Source organism: Bacteroides sp. 3_2_5 (assembly GCF_000159855.2).
Taxonomy (GTDB): domain Bacteria; phylum Bacteroidota; class Bacteroidia; order Bacteroidales; family Bacteroidaceae; genus Bacteroides; species Bacteroides fragilis.
The window spans coordinates 632,105-648,598 of sequence record NZ_JH636045.1 but is presented as its reverse complement, the minus strand read 5'-3'; the positions used below and the strand labels follow the sequence as shown (position 1 = coordinate 648,598).

Genomic DNA, 16,494 nt, shown 5'->3' with positions numbered 1-16,494 from the left:
GTGAAGGGGAGCGGCTTTATCTATGTAATTGGTTTTTTAGCGCAGGCTTTTTTCTCAGCTCGCATCATATTTCAATGGATATTATCGGAAAGGGCAAAAAAGGTAGTGTCTCCTTCCATATTCTGGATATTGAGTATTGCCGGATCTTATTTGTTGTGTATTTATGGATGGTTGCGTGATGATTTTTCTATTATCTTCGGACAGTTTATTTCCTATTATATCTATTTGTGGAATCTGAACGAGAAAGGTATTTGGAATAAGCTTCACGGAGCACTGAAAACCTTGTTAGTGATTACACCGGTAATTGCGGCAGCTTTTATGTTGCATGATGCGCAACATTTTATCGATAGTTTTTTCCGCAATGAAGAGGTACCTCTTTGGCTATTGATTTTCGGTTCAATGGGGCAAATTATTTTCACTCTCCGCTTTGTATATCAATGGGCTTATTCATTCCATCATAAAGAGTCTTTACTGCCTGCCGGCTTCTGGATTATCAGCCTGGTCGGTTCATCGGTTATTGTGGCATACGGTGTATTCCGTCTTGATCCTGTGTTGATTTTGGGTCAATCCGTCGGATTCGTTGCCTATTTTCGCAATCTGATGATTGGACGTAAAAGCTCCAAGCAATCAGTTGCCTATGAAAAGTAAATTTCTTCCGTTTTTATTATTGCTGGCTGTACTGCCGGTGTTGATTTTCCGTGACTACACTCCCTCCAACGAGTTACGTTACTTGAGTATTGTTGACGAAGCACTGCGTAATGGTGATATTTTTACGTTCACTAATCATGGTATTCAGTATGCTGACAAGCCTCCTTTGTATTTCTGGATTCTGATGTTGGGCAAGTGGTTGTTAGGCAATCATGCCATGTGGTTTGCTTCACTCTTCTCTTTTATTCCGGCTTTAGTGATCATGTTGGTAATGGACCGGTGGGTGGAACGTGAAGTCTCTGTAGCTAACCGTTTATCGGCTCAATTAATGTTGATGAGTTGTGGACTCTTTTTAGGGTTGGCTGTTGTATTGCGCATGGATATGTTGATGTGTATGTTTATTGTGCTTGCTCTTCGTACTTTTTATCAGATGCTGAAAGGGCAAGGCAGTAAGAACTGGAATCAGTTTCTGTTTCCTTTTTATATTTTTATGGCAGTTTTCTCCAAAGGGCCTGTGGGGATACTGGTACCATTGGTGTCTACTTTCATTTTTTTGCTGATTACCGGACGTGTGAAGACCTTTGGACGTTATTGGGGATGGAAAACGTTCGCTGTATTATTGCTCGGATGTTTCATTTGGTTCGGTGGTGTTTGTTGGGAAGAGGGAGGATTAACTTATCTGCATGATTTGTTATTCCGTCAAACAGTGGGGCGTGCTGTCAATGCGTTCGATCATAGTGCTCCGTTTTATTATTATTTTATTTCTGTTTGGTATTCGTTAGCTCCGTGGGCTCTGTTTCTGGTCGGTATAATTATTGCCGGGGCTTGTCGCCGACTGATTCGTTCTGATATGGAGCGTTTCTTTATGGTCATAATTCTCACTACGTTACTGATGTTATCTTGTTTCAGTGGTAAACTGGCTGTCTATTTGGCACCGACTTTTCCATTCTTTGTTTATTTGGCTGTACTTTTGTTATCTCATTTCCGTTGGAATCAATGGTTGGCGTTGACGTTGCTTCTTCCTGCCGTCGTATTCGTGGCAGGGCTGCCGGCTCTTATTGTGCTGGGACGAATGCCGGGTACTGAATTCCTGGGACAGAAGCTTTTTTATGTAGCCGGTGGAATATTGACTGTCAGTGGTGGTACGGCTCTATATTTTCTTTATCGGAAGAAATCGTTGAACAAGACTATTAATGTGCTTGCCCTCGGATTGTTTTGTGCTGTCTTTGTGGGAGGTTGGGATGTACCGGCTATTAATGGTGAGTTGGGTTATTCCGAGTTATGCCGGAAAGCAGTGGAACTTTCTAAGGAGAAAAACGTATCCGGTTATTGTGTCCTGAATGTACGTCGTTCTGAAAATATGGATGTGTATCTGCATGAAAGAGTGAAAGAAGTGACAGAAGAAGAAGTCTTGGATAATAAATATCAGAATACCATTTTGATGATTTCGAACAAAAAAATACGTTCGAACAAGAAACTGGAAGAGTTTGTTAATGGTAAAGAACATTACGTTATAGGTCGTTTTTCTGTAATGGTACTCTAAACTAAATTGAATCATGAAAGCATTAGTAACAGGAGCCGCAGGTTTTATTGGCTCTTATACGGTAAAAGCATTGGTAGCACAAGGTTGTGAAGTTGTGGGGTTGGATAACATCAACTCTTATTATGATGTACAGTTGAAATATGATCGTTTAGCTGATACCGGTATAACTAAAGAATCGATCGAGAAAGACATATTGTTGCCGAGTGCTAAATATCCTTCCTATCGCTTTATCAAGATGGATTTGACAGATCGTGAAGGATTGACCAACTTGTTTAAAGACGAACATTTTGATATTGTGGTGAATTTGGCTGCTCAGGCCGGTGTTCGCTATTCGATTGAAAATCCTTATGCATATATTGAATCGAATATTGTAGGTTTCTTAAATCTGTTGGAATGTTGTCGGCATTATCCGGTAAATCATTTGGTTTATGCAAGTTCAAGCAGCATTTATGGACTGAATGATAAAGTGCCTTATGCTGAAACAGATAAGGCAGACTCTCCGGTGAGTTTGTATGCAGCAACAAAAAAGTCGAATGAACTGATGGCGCATGCTTATAGCAAACTTTATAGTATACCTACTACCGGTGTGCGTTTCTTTACAGTATATGGTCCTTGGGGGCGTCCGGATATGGCTCCTTGTCTGTTTATGAAGGCAATATTAAATGGCGACCCCATTAAAGTATTCAATAACGGGCAAATGCGTCGTGATTTTACATATATCGATGATATCATTGCAGGTCTGATGAAGATCATTGCTCATCCTTCTGCCGATCCCATTCCTTTCTATATTTATAATATTGGTAATTCTGCACCGGTAGAGCTGATGGATTTCATTTCTGTTATTGAAAAAACAGCAGGTAAGACAGCCATTAAACAGATGATGGGTATGCAACCGGGAGATGTGGTATGTACTTATGCCGATACGGGCCGATTGGAAAAGGACTTTGGCTATAAACCCTCTACTTCTATAGAAGAAGGGATTCAAAAATTCTATGACTGGTATGTAGGCTATTTCAATAAATAATCCTATACCAGCTCTTTAAAAAAGATAAACTGTTTTTGCTATCCGGAAATTATTGATGGCAAAAACAGTTTTTTTATTATAAGCAATTCTTCCGGAAGGCATTCCAAGAGTAATTTTAAATGTAGCTTATTCATTTATAATATTTCAAATAAATAATGATATACTAATATCAGATAATGATGTTGGGTAGTGGGGCACTTATTTTCTTGATTAAATAAGGCATTGGACGTCAATTAGTATAAAATAGGTAGTACAGAATGGAGGCCTCTTGTGTGTTGTTAATTGATTAAGTTCTTTCAGAACTTGGAAAAACACAACTTTCATACAATTTGGTAAGATAAAAGCGGAAAAAGTATTGATTTCCTTCGGTACCGTACGCAATATTTATACTTGTTTGTACCCTAATTCTACCTAATAGAGATATAACATATTGATTAAACGAAACTTATACCAGTTAAACAGGAAAATAGAAGGCTGTTTAGATTTACTTCAAATGACTAATTAGCTTGAAGACATTGAGATTTATTAAAAAAAAGATTCGTATTTTGCATTTTATTAAATCTTATTCTTATCTTTGCCGCATAACATCTGCCAAAGACTTAATAGATGTGAATTATTTGTTAGCCTTAAAAGCTCCGAAATGTACTTTCTATGCTGCGGATATAGTTCTGAAAGGACTACTCCCCAATGGATTGCTTTCGGAATGGAGTATCAGCATAGTTCAGTAAAGTTCTAATATTGACAGAATACTAATAATCAAAATCAGAAAGCTTATGAAGACTTAGAAAAACGACTAAAAACAAATTCCGGGTTTTATAAATCTTCCGGATAGAACATTCCTTATTTTTATGTTTAACCGAAAAATTTAATGTATGACAAAAAGAACTAACCTGTTTCCGAGTTTAATCAAGACTCGTGAAATGAATTGTCTCAAAATAGCAGGTGCTAGTCTACTGCTATTATGTATTTCTCCTCAGTTTGCCGTGGCCGATGGGCTCAAACAGGATGCGGTTACCATTATGCAACAACAAAATCTAAAAGTCAGCGGCGTAGTTACTGATGAAGCTGGCGAACCTCTTATCGGTGTATCCGTATTGGTAAAAGGAACTACTTTAGGAAACATCACAGATCTGAACGGCCGGTTCTCTTTGGATGTTCCGGAAGGGAGCATTTTGGAAATTTCCTATATTGGCTATAAAACACAGAGTATCAAAGCCCAGAGAGAACCAATGAACATTGTTCTTAAAGAAGATGCCCAGAAGTTGGATGAAGTTGTTGTAGTGGGTTTCGGTACTCAAAAGAAAGTCAATCTGACCGGATCTGTGTCTGCTGTGACGGGTGACGATATTTCAAAACGTCCGGTTGCCAATGCTGCTATCCTGCTGCAAGGGCAGATTCCGGGACTTCGTGTCAATCAGGGACTTGGACAGCCAGGTGGGGAAGGAACCTCTTTTCGTATCCGTGGCCAGGGGACTTTCTCTTCGGCCGGGTCGGATCCTTTGATCCTGATCAATGGTGTACCGGGTAGCATGACAAATCTTGATCCCAGCGTGATCGAGAGTGTTTCTGTGTTAAAGGATGCAGCTTCGGCTGCTATTTATGGAGCGAGAGCTGCCAACGGGGTTATCCTGGTAACTACCAAGCAAGGTGCGGTAGGAGATAAGGTGCACATTAGTTATCATGGAAATGTAGGTTTGCACACACCCACCAAGTTATATGATCGTGTCACCAATTCTGTGGAATATATGGAGCTAGCGAATCTGGCCTGGAAGAACTCCGGAACCGGTAAACAATACACTCAAGACCAGATTAATCTTTATCGGAATAATGTCGGGGACCCCCAATATCCTAACTTTGACTGGCAGGACTATATGTTCCGTACAGCTGTAGTGCAGACACATAATCTCTCGATGGCCGGTAGCACGGAGAAGACTACCTACAATGTAGCTTTGAATTTTGTCGATCAGCCGGGTACTATGCGTGGATTTAAATATAGAAAATACAATGCAACAATCGACCTTACTGCGCGTATTACTAATTTTATAAAGGTGGGAACTTATGCCAACTTGATGTATGGTGAGACAGAGCAGCCTCGCCAGGGACAGAATGATGCTTTCCTCTCTACGCTTTCGCAGGCACCGACCTATATGCCTTGGTTACCGGATGACGGAACAGGTATTCGCCGCTGGACAAGTTCCGCTTATTCCTTCGAAAGTCATAACAAAAACATGCCTGCCATTATCGGAGATAACGCCATGAAGCGTGATAATAATTTTGATATAAATGCTCAGCTGTGGTTAGAGATCAATCTGGCTAAAGGCTTGACGTGGTATACTAAAGGAGCTGCCCGCCTTCAGTCTAACAAAAGTAAAGACTGGCGAGGAAGCACGACTTATACTTACGATTACCATACCGGCGAGAGATCGTCCGAACTCGATAAAGGCGGATTGGGATTAAGTGTAGGCGATGGCCGCCGTTTCTATACCAACCTTTATAGTTATCTGAAATATGATTTGTCGTTAGTGGATAATGCACATAATTTCTCTTTGATGGTAGGTTACAATCAAGAGTCGGAGAAATATGAAACGCTCAATGCCTATCGTAAAGACTTTGCATTTGACTTGCCGGTACTCAATGCCGGAGGGACAGCCGATTGGAGTAACAGTGGAGGTGAAGAAGAGTGGGCTATTCAGTCCTTGTTCGGACGTTTTAACTACGATTTTAAAGAGCGTTATCTGTTTGAAGCCAATATGAGATACGACGGAACTTCACGCATCTCCGATGAAAATCGTTGGGGAGTATTTCCATCATTCTCAGTCGCTTGGCGTGCCACAGAAGAAGAGTTTATTAAAAATTTGAATCTTAATTGGCTGAACAATTTCAAGTTGAGAGGTTCATGGGGACAGTTGGGTAACCAGAATATCGGACTTTATCCCTATCAAGCTATGATTTCGGGTGTGGATGACTATCCGTTTACCAAAACTTCGGATGGTGTTATTATCGGATATCAGCAGACAGCTTATGCCAACCGTAACATTAAGTGGGAGACCACTACTATTACCGATATCGGTTTCGACCTGCAGGTGTTCGATGGCTTGAGCGTAACTTTCGATTGGTATAAAAAGACTACTGATGACATATTGCGTTCTTCACAAGTGTCGAGTTTACTCGGACTTTCTGCTCCGACGGTGAATAATGGTTCGGTGGAGAATAAAGGTATAGAGGTTGCCTTAAACTATGCCAATATGGTGAAGGGAGGTACATTCAGGGGATTCCGCTACAATGCAGGGGTTTATTTTGACCGTTCGCGCAACAAGCTGACTGAATTTGGTGCAGAAGAAATCGGAAGTTACAGCATCAAACGTGAGGGATTACCTTATGATGAGTATTATATGTTGGAGTGTATCGGTGTATTTGCAGATCAGGCTGAGATCAATGCATCACCAAAGCAATTTAATGATAACACACAGCCGGGTGATCTGAAGTACAAAGATATCAGTGGACCTGATGGAAAACCGGACGGAGTGATTGATAACTATGACCGCCGTACTTTCTCAGGACGTTTTCCGGGTTTCGAATATGGTATCAATGCCAGTGCGACATGGAAAGGTTTTGACCTGTCGCTGATCGGTCAAGGAGTAGCTGATAAAAAATATTATACTACTGACTGGGGAGTACAGCCCTTTATGCAAGGATCATCTCCCAACAAGGACTACATTAAACACATGTGGACAGAAGAGAATCCTTATGGTGCTAAACATCCTAAACTCTATTGGCAGGATATGGGTGGAGGCAAGAACACACGTCCCAATAGCTATTACTTGAAGGATGCCTCTTTCTTCCGCCTGAAGAATCTGACTTTGGGCTATACGCTGCCTCGGGTATGGACCGAAAAGGCGAATATCTCTAAAGTGCGTATCTACTTCTCCGGTGATAATCTGTTGACTCTGACTCCGTACAAAGGACTCGACCCTGAACGTAACGGGGATGGAAGAGATGCCATCTATCCACAAAACAGAATCTATTCGTTTGGTTTAAATGTTGAATTTTAATTAGGACATGCAATGAAAAAGAATATTCATATATTGTTAGCTGCCACATTACTTTTCGGTGCCACCTCGTGTGAAGACTTTCTTCAGAAAGATCCTCCGTCAAGCCCTTCGCAAAGCGTATTCTGGCAGAAAAAGAGTGACTTTGAATCGGCTTTGGCCGGAACTTATTCGGTCATGTACTCCGGCGTATTTTCTCAGATTATGCCTTGTCTGGACGGATTGACGGATAATGCGATCGTACAACATAGCGAAGGTACGTATGGTTGGGCCAAGACGATTGCCCAGGGAGATCTTACTCCCAATCAAGGTGGGTTCGTTACCGATATTTACGGCAATTGCTATAAAGGCATTGCCCGTGTACATATCTTGATGGAACAACTCGATCAGTATACCGGATCGGATATCAGTGCGGATGAAAAAAAGTTTATGCTTGCACAGTGTAAAGCATTGCGCGGCTATTTTTATTCATGGTTGTATCAGTGTTATAAAGAGGTGCCTGTAGTGACTCAGTCTCTCGATCTGAATACGATGTATCAACCTAAGGCTACCCGCGCAGAAGTGTTGAATCGTGTAATGACCGACTATGACGAAGCCATCAGTGAATTGCCCGATAAGTTGTATTCCGATTCACAAACTTCCGGTCGGTTCACTGTTTCGGCTGTCAAGGCTCTGAAAGCGAGAATCCTGCTATTCGATGCTTACGATAGCAATGGAAAGGCTATTTCTTCCAAGATGGAAGAAGTACTGACTCTGTTGCAGAGTATCAAAGGTTATAGTTTGGCTGCGCGTGTGCGTGACAATTTTATCTCCGAAAAGCAATTGGCATCACCGGAGATCATGTTTTCCGTTCGCTTCCTGCGTCCGAACCTGACTCATTCTATGGATTTGTATTATGGCGCCTGGGCGGTTCTGGACCCCACCCGCAATATGGTGGACGCATTTGAATGTACGGATGGAAAGCCATGGGGAGAATCTCTTTTGACGGTACGTCCTGACGAAAGTATTTTATATGGTAATGACGATGCCCTGAAGAAAGCGGAACGTGCTAAAATGTTTATGAACAGAGACCGTCGTCTGTACGAGTCTGTCAACCATTCTATGATGGCCAATTTTGTCGATGACGGGTTTAAAGACGAAGAGGTTCAGGTGAACGAATCAAATAATAAAGGGCCTACCGGTTTCAGCGCTCTCAAATATGTCCAACCTACGGATGTGACACCCGGATACAGTACTGTTTCGGATGCAGATATCGTTGTACTGCGTTACGCTCATGTATTGTTGATGATAGCCGAAGCCGAAAACGAAGCACACGGAGCTACCACAACAGCCTTGAATGCTATTAATGAAGTAAGGACACGTTCGGGACAACCGGCCATCGAAGCCGGTATCTCACAAGACGATCTTCGTGAACGTATCCGGAACGAATGGCGTATTGAAACTTGTTTTGAAGGGCTGCGTTACTTCCAGTTGAAACGATGGAAGTTGATGGATAAACGGGTGAACGGGGTAGAAGATCCTGCTTATCCGGGATACATCAAGGTGTATAAACCTGCATTTGAATTTTTCCCGATTCCACAGTCCGAAATAGATAAAGCGGGCGGTGTATTGAAACAGGACCCGGCGTATGAATGACAATCTGTACACCGAAGATATGATTTGTAACTAAACTCACCGTTGATAATAAAGATAATAAGCCGACGGAACGTATCATTCTTCATAAAGAAGAAATACGTTGCCGTCGGCTTTTTATAACCGATTAGGTTTCACTTCATAGTCCGGTAGAGTTGCCTCAGGACATCACTTGCGATATTCTGAATCAGTCGTACCAATGTGTAGTTTCTATTGGGACGAGATTACAGCCAGATAGCTCCTCCTTCGGCATCTCCGGCCTTATAGGTATAGGTTATGAATTCTTCCAGAGCTTCTTTCCAAGTCAGGTTGAAAGTTTCCATGATGGAGTGTACGGTACGGTTGCTGCCCTCGTCGAGACTGTCTTCGCCCACTTTCTCTAAGTTTGCTTCTTCATCTATATCGATAAATTCTTCCCGACTCCAGAATACAACGACCGGCAGATTCAGGTTAATATCCCATGTTCCCCGTTGTATCAATACCCCAGAAGGTTTGTAGAAAGGATCGAAAGTACCGGTCTGCGGATTTTTTTTGGATTCGTAACCGTGATACAGCCGGACTTTTAGATCGAACTCTTTGCGGTCTTTCAAGAAACGGATAATTCCTTTTAACCCTACCGGATTGTCCCGTCCCGTGATTTCGGCCTCTCCGCTGTGATAGGTCTTATCCCAGGGGGTAGTGTCTACATAAAGATAGTCTATCAGCTTCTGTGGATCGTTGTCGTCAGCTTCTATCTGTCCGTCGAAGGTTGGCTTTATATTTTCCGGTGTGAAGAAGTGCTGGTGTATGTTCTCTTGCCCGTTTTCCACAAACTGGTTATTCATCAGTTCGCCTTTGGCATTGTAGTAATAGATAAACATCAGATAAACGGGAGCAGGCGTAAAGCGTCCTTGATTTTTATATTCCCCGTTTTTCTGTACATAGAACTTCTTCTGGCTACCTTCTGCCAGTGTCCAGCCTTGTCCGGCCTTCAGTTCATAGGTAATGTCCTGTATTCTTTTTATATGTCGGGCAGGAGATTCGGGATTCTGATGCGGACCACCGTTGGTCTGTATCTCGTTCCAGTCGGCATGCAGGTGGCATTCTACCAGTCGGACCGTTACTTTGGCCGGGTCTTCATGCAACTTGTTTTTTGTTTCGTCTTCGGGAATCACCGGATCTTTGGTGCAACTATTAAACAATAAGACAAGAAAGGCCCCCGTCAGGAGCATTAAGATGGTTTTAGATGTAATTGTTTTCATTTTTCTTTCAATTGGTTTGTTGATATTATACAATGAATAAAAATCATAGTCAGAAGTTCCAGTTCAGTGTGCAACGTATGTCACGTCCCATATCATGGGCATAGTAGCGTGAGCGGTTGGTATATTCCTTATATTCCCTGTTGAGGAGGTTGTCTGCTGTCACAGTCAGTGTTAGTTTGTTTCCGTATTTTACGGGACACTCCATACTGGCTTCCGCTCCGAAAAGATGATAGGCGGGAGGGGTATATGGAATAAGGTCGGTTGCCGGATTAAAACGGTTTTGTTTCGCTACAAATTTGTGGCGGGCAGTCAGGCGAAACAGGATGTGTGACTTTGTTTGGTGCGTCCATGCCAGTTCATGACTGAGGTGGAAAGAAGGAATATAAGGGAGGTAATTCCCGGTTCCTTGTTCGTTTGCCCGGATAAAGGAGGCGATCAGATGATACTCCCAGGAGGCGGCAGGCATAAAGCGGAAGTCAAAATCCGCTCCTCTGAAAAAGGCGGGTGTCTGCCGGTACCGGAATACCGGATAAGTGCCTGAAATGACAGTGATGTTCTCTTTCAGCGGTTCATCATAAATATACCCCTTTATCCATTGCAGATAGCTGTCCAGACGGATATGGAACACTTTGTCCCGGTAGCTGACCGAGGTTATCCACTTGTGGCTTCGTTCGGCATTCATGGAGGCGTCTCCCCGGACAAACATGCCTGATCCTAATTCATTTCCGTTGCTGTACAGCTCGTGCACATGCGGGGCTCTCCATGTCAGTGCGAAGTTGGATGTAAGCTCCCAGTATTTTGAAAGTCGGTAGTGCCCGCCCAGGCCATACGTGAAATTACAGAATTTTCTGTTTCCCCCATAATAGTTTCCGGTCCAGTCATATCCGCCGGCACGTGTCTCTTGCCTATCCAGGCGAATTCCAGCTTCTACGGCGGTTCTTTCATACCGGTATTTCTGTATGCCGTACGCGCCTGCCTGCATTTCTGTGTAGTTGGGAATGACGGGGACGATTCCCGTCCCTGCTTTGCTGTGATTGTCGGTGAATATCATTTGTCCCCCGATTTCGGTCTGCCATGGCCCATAATCCAGTTTCCAACGGAAAGTATTTTGGATAGAACTCAGCAGCAATGCGACGGCCGGTATATCCGAATGATTCATCCGGCGGATGCGATTCTCCCGGCGGTCGTCTTTCTGCCAGGAAGTTTGCCAGTAAAAGACACCTGCCGCACCTGCATTGTATCTGACTTTTCCGATGGCAGTTCTGTGGACAACTTTTTGGTAGGGGTAAGAGATATGCCGTGTAAAAGGGTCTGTATATACCGGACGTCCCAAGCGGATACGTTCGGCAAGCAGGTCCTCACTTCCCATCTGTGCACCGAACATCACTCCCGTCTGTTCGCCGAAGTGGCTGTATATTCCTTCGATCCGTAATCGCCCGCTGTCATATCCCGCAGATGCAGAGAAGTGTAATCCTCTGGTTCCGGTATTGTTGAGCAAATAATGTGCCGTAGAGCGGTCTCCCGAATTTGAATAGGTCCCTTGCATACGCCAGGCGATGTTTCTGAGGAAAGGTAGTGTGCCTTCCAGGCTTCCGGTTGCCGCATAGCGATGCCCGTTACTTCCGTAGAATGTGGCGATTCTGCCTTTGGGGTGTTCCTGCCCGAAAGCGAAAGGGGGCTGTTCCATCACGATAATACCTCCCAAGGCATCCGAACCGTACCTTACTCCGTCCGCGCCTTTTATGACCAGAATATTACCGCTTTCGTTTATATCTACTTCGGGGGCATGGTCTGTCGCCCATTGTTGCCCCGTCTGGCGCGCACCGTTATTGATGATCAGGATGCGGTTGCCATGCATTCCATGAATGACGGGTTTGGATACTGTTGTTCCTGTGCTGAGAGAACTGACACCACTGATCCGTTCCAGCAATGTGGCAAGCGAACTGCCTGCCGCACGATGGATTTCGGAGGAAGAGATCCGGTTACTTACGGCTCCTGCCGTTATTCCCGGACGCCCTGCGGTGATGACGACTTCTTCCAGATGTTGTACCGGAAATGTGACAGGAACAGTATCTCTCTGTGTTCCCGCATGTTGGTGCAGCGTTTGTGCGTATAGTCCCGTGCCGGATGTGGCATACAGGCATGCAACATACAGGTACACATGTTTGAAATATGTTTCGAATATCATATTTTACATGTATAGTAAGTCTATGCCCGGGAAATATTCCTTTGGATCTTTTCCCGGGTAGTTTCAAAAAATAATGGGGTTTAGAGAGAAATGTTATACTGTCACAAAGGGAGGGGCACGGAGGGAATGAAAGATAAGGGAAGTCGTGAAACTTCTTTCTTCCTGCTGAAGATACCCCACCGGAACGCTTACCGGCAAGCAAATATATTCAAAGTTTTCGGCTTCAGTGAAGGGGGAGAGAGTAAAAAGGCAAATTGCACAACCTTCCTCCGGATTGCATCTGTGCTGTACACCGGAAGACATGCACTCAGACCGGTCATGTGTATGGAGCGTTTTTATCCAAAAGAATGGCATGAGAGTCAGCAGCAACAGATATGCTGCCAAAACTCGGTTCTTCTGTATATGTTTTACCCTTTTCATTTGTCCGGCAAATATCGGTTTTTATGCGGTAGTGTACAATACCTATATGTAGGTATATCCCTTTTAGATATTGTCCGGAGGATAAGAACCTGGTCGGTTACTCTATGCCGTATATACAAGTTACCGGAAATAGGGTAAGTACCCTAATTCCGACAATGGGAGACGAAGTGGGTTCATTATGCCATGATTGAAGCGTAAACCAGAATTCCTATTGTTGTAAGTAGTCCTACGTAGATCGTGATTTCCGTATGTTTCACTTTTCCAAAAGAAGCGCCTCTTGCTGTTTTCTTCAGTAAATAACACATGAATGCTGCTCCGCAGCATCCTATGATGGCACCTACTATGAGGTCGCCCGGATAATGCACTCCCAGGTAAATGCGCGTATAGCAATTCAGCGTGGCCCATAAAAGAATGAAAAGGCTCAGCCATCGTTTGCGGAACAGGAAGACCAGAAAGAATGCCAGTCCGAAAGAATTGGAGGCATGGCAGGATGGAAAGCCGTAACGTCCGCCCCGGTAGTTGTTTACAATGTGGACGAGGTCGGAGATGGGATTTGCCGGATTGGACGGTCGCAGGCGTTCTACGGCAGGGCGTATCAGGCTGGCACAAACTTGATCGGCAAAGAGGATGGTGAGTGCGATGGCAGTCAGGCAGCATAGTGTTATTTTCCAATTGAAGTTCTTTAGCAGAACATACAGGATACTGGCATACATCGGTACCCAAATCCATTTTCCGGTGAAAGTACTCATGAAATAATCACCAAAGGCATTGTGAAATCCGTTGAGGTATAGCAGTAGATTCTGGTCTGTGTTGACCAGTAACTGGATCATGTCGTTAGTCATATCATTTTGGGGTTAAGAGGGTGGTTATCGTTTAGCCAAGTCGTCATACAACTTTTGCAGGTATGCTTTGGCTTTGGGTAAATTCTCTCCTTTATGTGTTCCTTCATCTGAGACGATGGAGTTCGATTCGCAGTTGAATACGACCTCATTCTCCGGTGTCATCATTCCGAAAGCATTTGGAAAGGTGAAGAATCCGAAGTGAGGTGAGTTCGGATTAAGCATGTTTTTACTAAAGATAAACTCTTCGTGCGGTAATCCGAGTTGTCCCAACAGTGTGGCGGCAATGTCAATCTGCGAGCCGTAAGTACCTATCTGTCTGGGCTCTTTTACGGCACCTCCTATGAAAATCAGCGGAATCCGATAGCGGTCTACGGTCAGGTTGTCTATGTCCTGCGGATAGGCTCCCAGATGATCGGGAACCAATACGATTACCGTATTTTTCCATAAGGGAGTCTCTTTGAACTGACGTACAAAGTCGCCGGCACAACTGTCTGCATAGGCAAAAGCGTTTAGTCTGGGATTTTCCAATCGTCGGAACGGGACTTCGAACGGTTCATGACTGCTTGAAGTCTGCAATATCTTCATAAAGGGTTTTTGGGGTGTATGCTGTTTCAAGTCGTCCAGCAGACGGTTGAACACCACATGGTCATGCGCTCCCCATTTGCTGAGACGTTCGGAAAGCGGGAAATCTTTATCCGAAACGATGTTGTCTATTCCTGCCTGGATCAGGTAAGAGCGCATGTTGGTAAAATCGGCGTCACCTCCGTAATAGTATTGCAGGTCGTATCCTGCTTTCTTCAGGCTGCTGGGGATCGAAGGCAAGTGTTGCGTTTTCTTTGGATACTTCATAATACTGGTAGTCGGTTGTGCCGGATAACCACTGATGATGGCTGCCAGTCCACGGTCGGTGCGGAAGCTGTTGGCAAAGAAATGAGTGAACAATACCCCTTCACGTCCGAACTGATCCATGTTGATTGCCACATTGGACTCTCCTCCGAGGGTTTCCATCAGTTTGGACGAAAAGCTTTCAAGTATGATTAATATCACGTTCGGGCGTTCGGTCGTGAAGAGTTGTGGGATGCTGTCAGTGGGGGCAACCGGCTGGTCTTTGAGTTCGGCAAAGAGTTTGTCTGCCTCTTCGGCTGGCATGAATCGATATTGCTTGTCGAAATTGTCCTGGCGTGACAATGACTCCATCAGGCTGAAACAAGGATTGATAGCCGCATGGTTCAACCGCTGATTACTGCTGAAGTAGGCTTTGCTCAGGTTCATGGTCGACACCGTGAAACCTCCCCGTATCGGGATGAACAGGAGGGCGGTGGCAAGTAGCAATACTCCGGATACACTCAACCGGTGAAAAGGTATTTTTACCGGTTGTTTTTGATAAATCAGTACCCGGTAGAATATCAGGTAAAGTAAAGCCGCATAGACAGCCATTGCGGCCAGTCCTGCCATCACGACCCAAATGCTGACACTGGCCAAAGCATCTTTGGGCGAGGAGAAGAGGTAGAACAGCGGAGTGGCATCCAAGCGGAATCCCCAGTATTCATACAGTCCCAGGTCACCGATAAAGATGCAGGAAAGCAGAATGGCGATTATCATGAAATATCCCCGGCGTATCTGGCGGATAACCGCTGGCTGTATCCAGACCGATGCGATCAGCAATAGTCCGGGAATGGCAGTCAGATATCCGGCAAGTGAAAAATCTAACGGAAGCCCGTGTCCCATTACAGAGAAATAATCAGTCCATGACACCTTATTATATAAGGTATGGTAGTAACCCATGAAAATTGGTTTCTGGAGGACGAATATGAGGACAAAAAGAAAATAAGTCGTAACGAATTGGATAAGTCTTCTCTTCATAAACTCTATACTTAAAAAGATTGAACGGTCGCAAAGGTACGATTCTTTTCTTTATCTTTGCGCATTAACTGTGGTAAAACAGAGAGATATATGGCAAAAATCGCAAAGAAACTTACCGAACTGATAGGCCATACTCCATTGATGGAGTTGTCCGGTTATAGTCGTAAATACGGCCTTCAAGAGAATATAGTTGCTAAACTGGAGTCGTTTAACCCTGCCGGAAGCGTAAAGGACCGCGTGGCACTTTCGATGATTGAGGATGCCGAAGAGAGAGGAGTGCTGCAACCCGGTGCCACTATCATCGAGCCTACCAGTGGCAATACCGGTGTGGGACTGGCGATGGTGGCCACTATCAAAGGGTATCGCCTTATACTGACCATGCCCGAAACCATGAGCCTGGAACGCCGTAATCTGTTGAAGGCATTAGGAGCCCAGATTGTTTTGACTAACGGACAGAAGGGAATGGCCGGTTCCATTGCCAAGGCAGAGGAACTGAAAAAGTCGATTCCTGGTTCGGTCATTCTGCAACAGTTTGAGAATCCTGCGAATACCGAAGTCCATGCTCGGTCTACCGGTGAAGAAATCTGGCAGGATACGGACGGAGAAGTGGCTGTATTCGTGGCGGGAGTAGGAACCGGAGGTACTGTTTGCGGGGTGGCCCGTGCATTAAAAAAACATAATCCGAATGTATATATAGTAGCTGTAGAGCCCGCATCCTCTCCGGTACTCGAAGGCGGGAAAGCAGCTTCACACCGTATACAGGGGATCGGAGCGAATTTCGTGCCCGGCATTTATGATGCTTCGGTTGTGGACGAAGTCATGCCTGTGCCCGATGATGAAGCGATTCGTGGCGGACGAGAATTGGCCTCGACAGAAGGATTGTTGGTGGGAATTTCTTCCGGAGCAGCTGTTTATGCAGCCCGTCAACTGGCCGGACGTCCGGAATTTAAAGGAAAAATGATTGTGACTCTGTTGCCGGATACCGGCGAACGCTATCTTACCACCGAGCTATTCGCATTTGACGCTTATCCGTTGGACTGAAAA

Annotated in this window: 10 protein-coding genes; 6 read left to right on the top strand and 4 right to left on the bottom strand. The window is 44.5% G+C overall.

Going from position 1 to position 16,494, the window contains the following annotated elements:
• The 5 genes from BSHG_RS02355 (at position 1) to BSHG_RS02375 (ending at position 8,899) form a co-directional block, all read left to right on the top strand.
• Complete coding sequence (locus tag BSHG_RS02355) at positions 1 to 648, top strand: lipid-A-disaccharide synthase N-terminal domain-containing protein (RefSeq protein WP_005789836.1); 648 nt, start codon at positions 1 to 3, stop codon at positions 646 to 648.
• On the top strand, positions 638 to 2,191 hold the full coding sequence (locus tag BSHG_RS02360; protein ID WP_005789833.1) for an ArnT family glycosyltransferase: 1,554 nt from the start codon (positions 638 to 640) through the stop codon (positions 2,189 to 2,191). Before BSHG_RS02355 ends, BSHG_RS02360 begins: the two co-directional genes overlap by 11 nt.
• 13 nt (positions 2,192 to 2,204) lie before the next feature.
• The gene (locus BSHG_RS02365; protein WP_005799038.1) at positions 2,205 to 3,215 is read left to right on the top strand and encodes an NAD-dependent epimerase/dehydratase family protein; all 1,011 of its coding nucleotides are present in this window, start codon (positions 2,205 to 2,207) and stop codon (positions 3,213 to 3,215) included.
• An 872-nt stretch (positions 3,216 to 4,087) separates the two neighbouring features.
• Positions 4,088 to 7,267, top strand: coding sequence for a SusC/RagA family TonB-linked outer membrane protein (locus BSHG_RS02370; protein ID WP_005789829.1), 3,180 nt, complete (start codon positions 4,088 to 4,090; stop codon positions 7,265 to 7,267).
• A gap of 12 nt (positions 7,268 to 7,279) precedes the next feature.
• The gene (locus BSHG_RS02375) at positions 7,280 to 8,899 is read left to right on the top strand and encodes a RagB/SusD family nutrient uptake outer membrane protein (RefSeq protein WP_008661315.1); all 1,620 of its coding nucleotides are present in this window, start codon (positions 7,280 to 7,282) and stop codon (positions 8,897 to 8,899) included.
• Positions 8,900 to 9,120: 221 nt separating this feature from the next.
• On the opposite strand, the gene BSHG_RS02380 is transcribed toward BSHG_RS02375, so the two are convergent.
• The 4 genes from BSHG_RS02380 to BSHG_RS02395 all read right to left on the bottom strand — a co-directional run bounded on the left by BSHG_RS02380 (position 9,121) and on the right by BSHG_RS02395 (position 15,450).
• The gene (locus tag BSHG_RS02380; protein ID WP_008769531.1) at positions 9,121 to 10,137 is read right to left on the bottom strand and encodes a hypothetical protein; all 1,017 of its coding nucleotides are present in this window, start codon (positions 10,135 to 10,137) and stop codon (positions 9,121 to 9,123) included.
• A gap of 49 nt (positions 10,138 to 10,186) precedes the next feature.
• A complete protein-coding gene (locus BSHG_RS02385; protein WP_005799032.1) occupies positions 10,187 to 12,325 on the bottom strand; it encodes a TonB-dependent receptor in 2,139 nt (712 codons plus the stop codon).
• A 596-nt stretch (positions 12,326 to 12,921) separates the two neighbouring features.
• The gene (locus BSHG_RS02390; RefSeq protein WP_005789818.1) at positions 12,922 to 13,587 is read right to left on the bottom strand and encodes a phosphatase PAP2 family protein; all 666 of its coding nucleotides are present in this window, start codon (positions 13,585 to 13,587) and stop codon (positions 12,922 to 12,924) included.
• Between the two features lie 24 nt (positions 13,588 to 13,611).
• A complete protein-coding gene (locus BSHG_RS02395; RefSeq protein WP_008661313.1) occupies positions 13,612 to 15,450 on the bottom strand; it encodes an LTA synthase family protein in 1,839 nt (612 codons plus the stop codon).
• Between the two features lie 90 nt (positions 15,451 to 15,540).
• On the opposite strand from BSHG_RS02395, the gene cysK reads away from it, so the two are divergent.
• Positions 15,541 to 16,491, top strand: coding sequence for a cysteine synthase A (gene cysK, locus BSHG_RS02400; protein ID WP_008661312.1), 951 nt, complete (start codon positions 15,541 to 15,543; stop codon positions 16,489 to 16,491).
• Positions 16,492 to 16,494 lie beyond the last annotated feature (3 nt).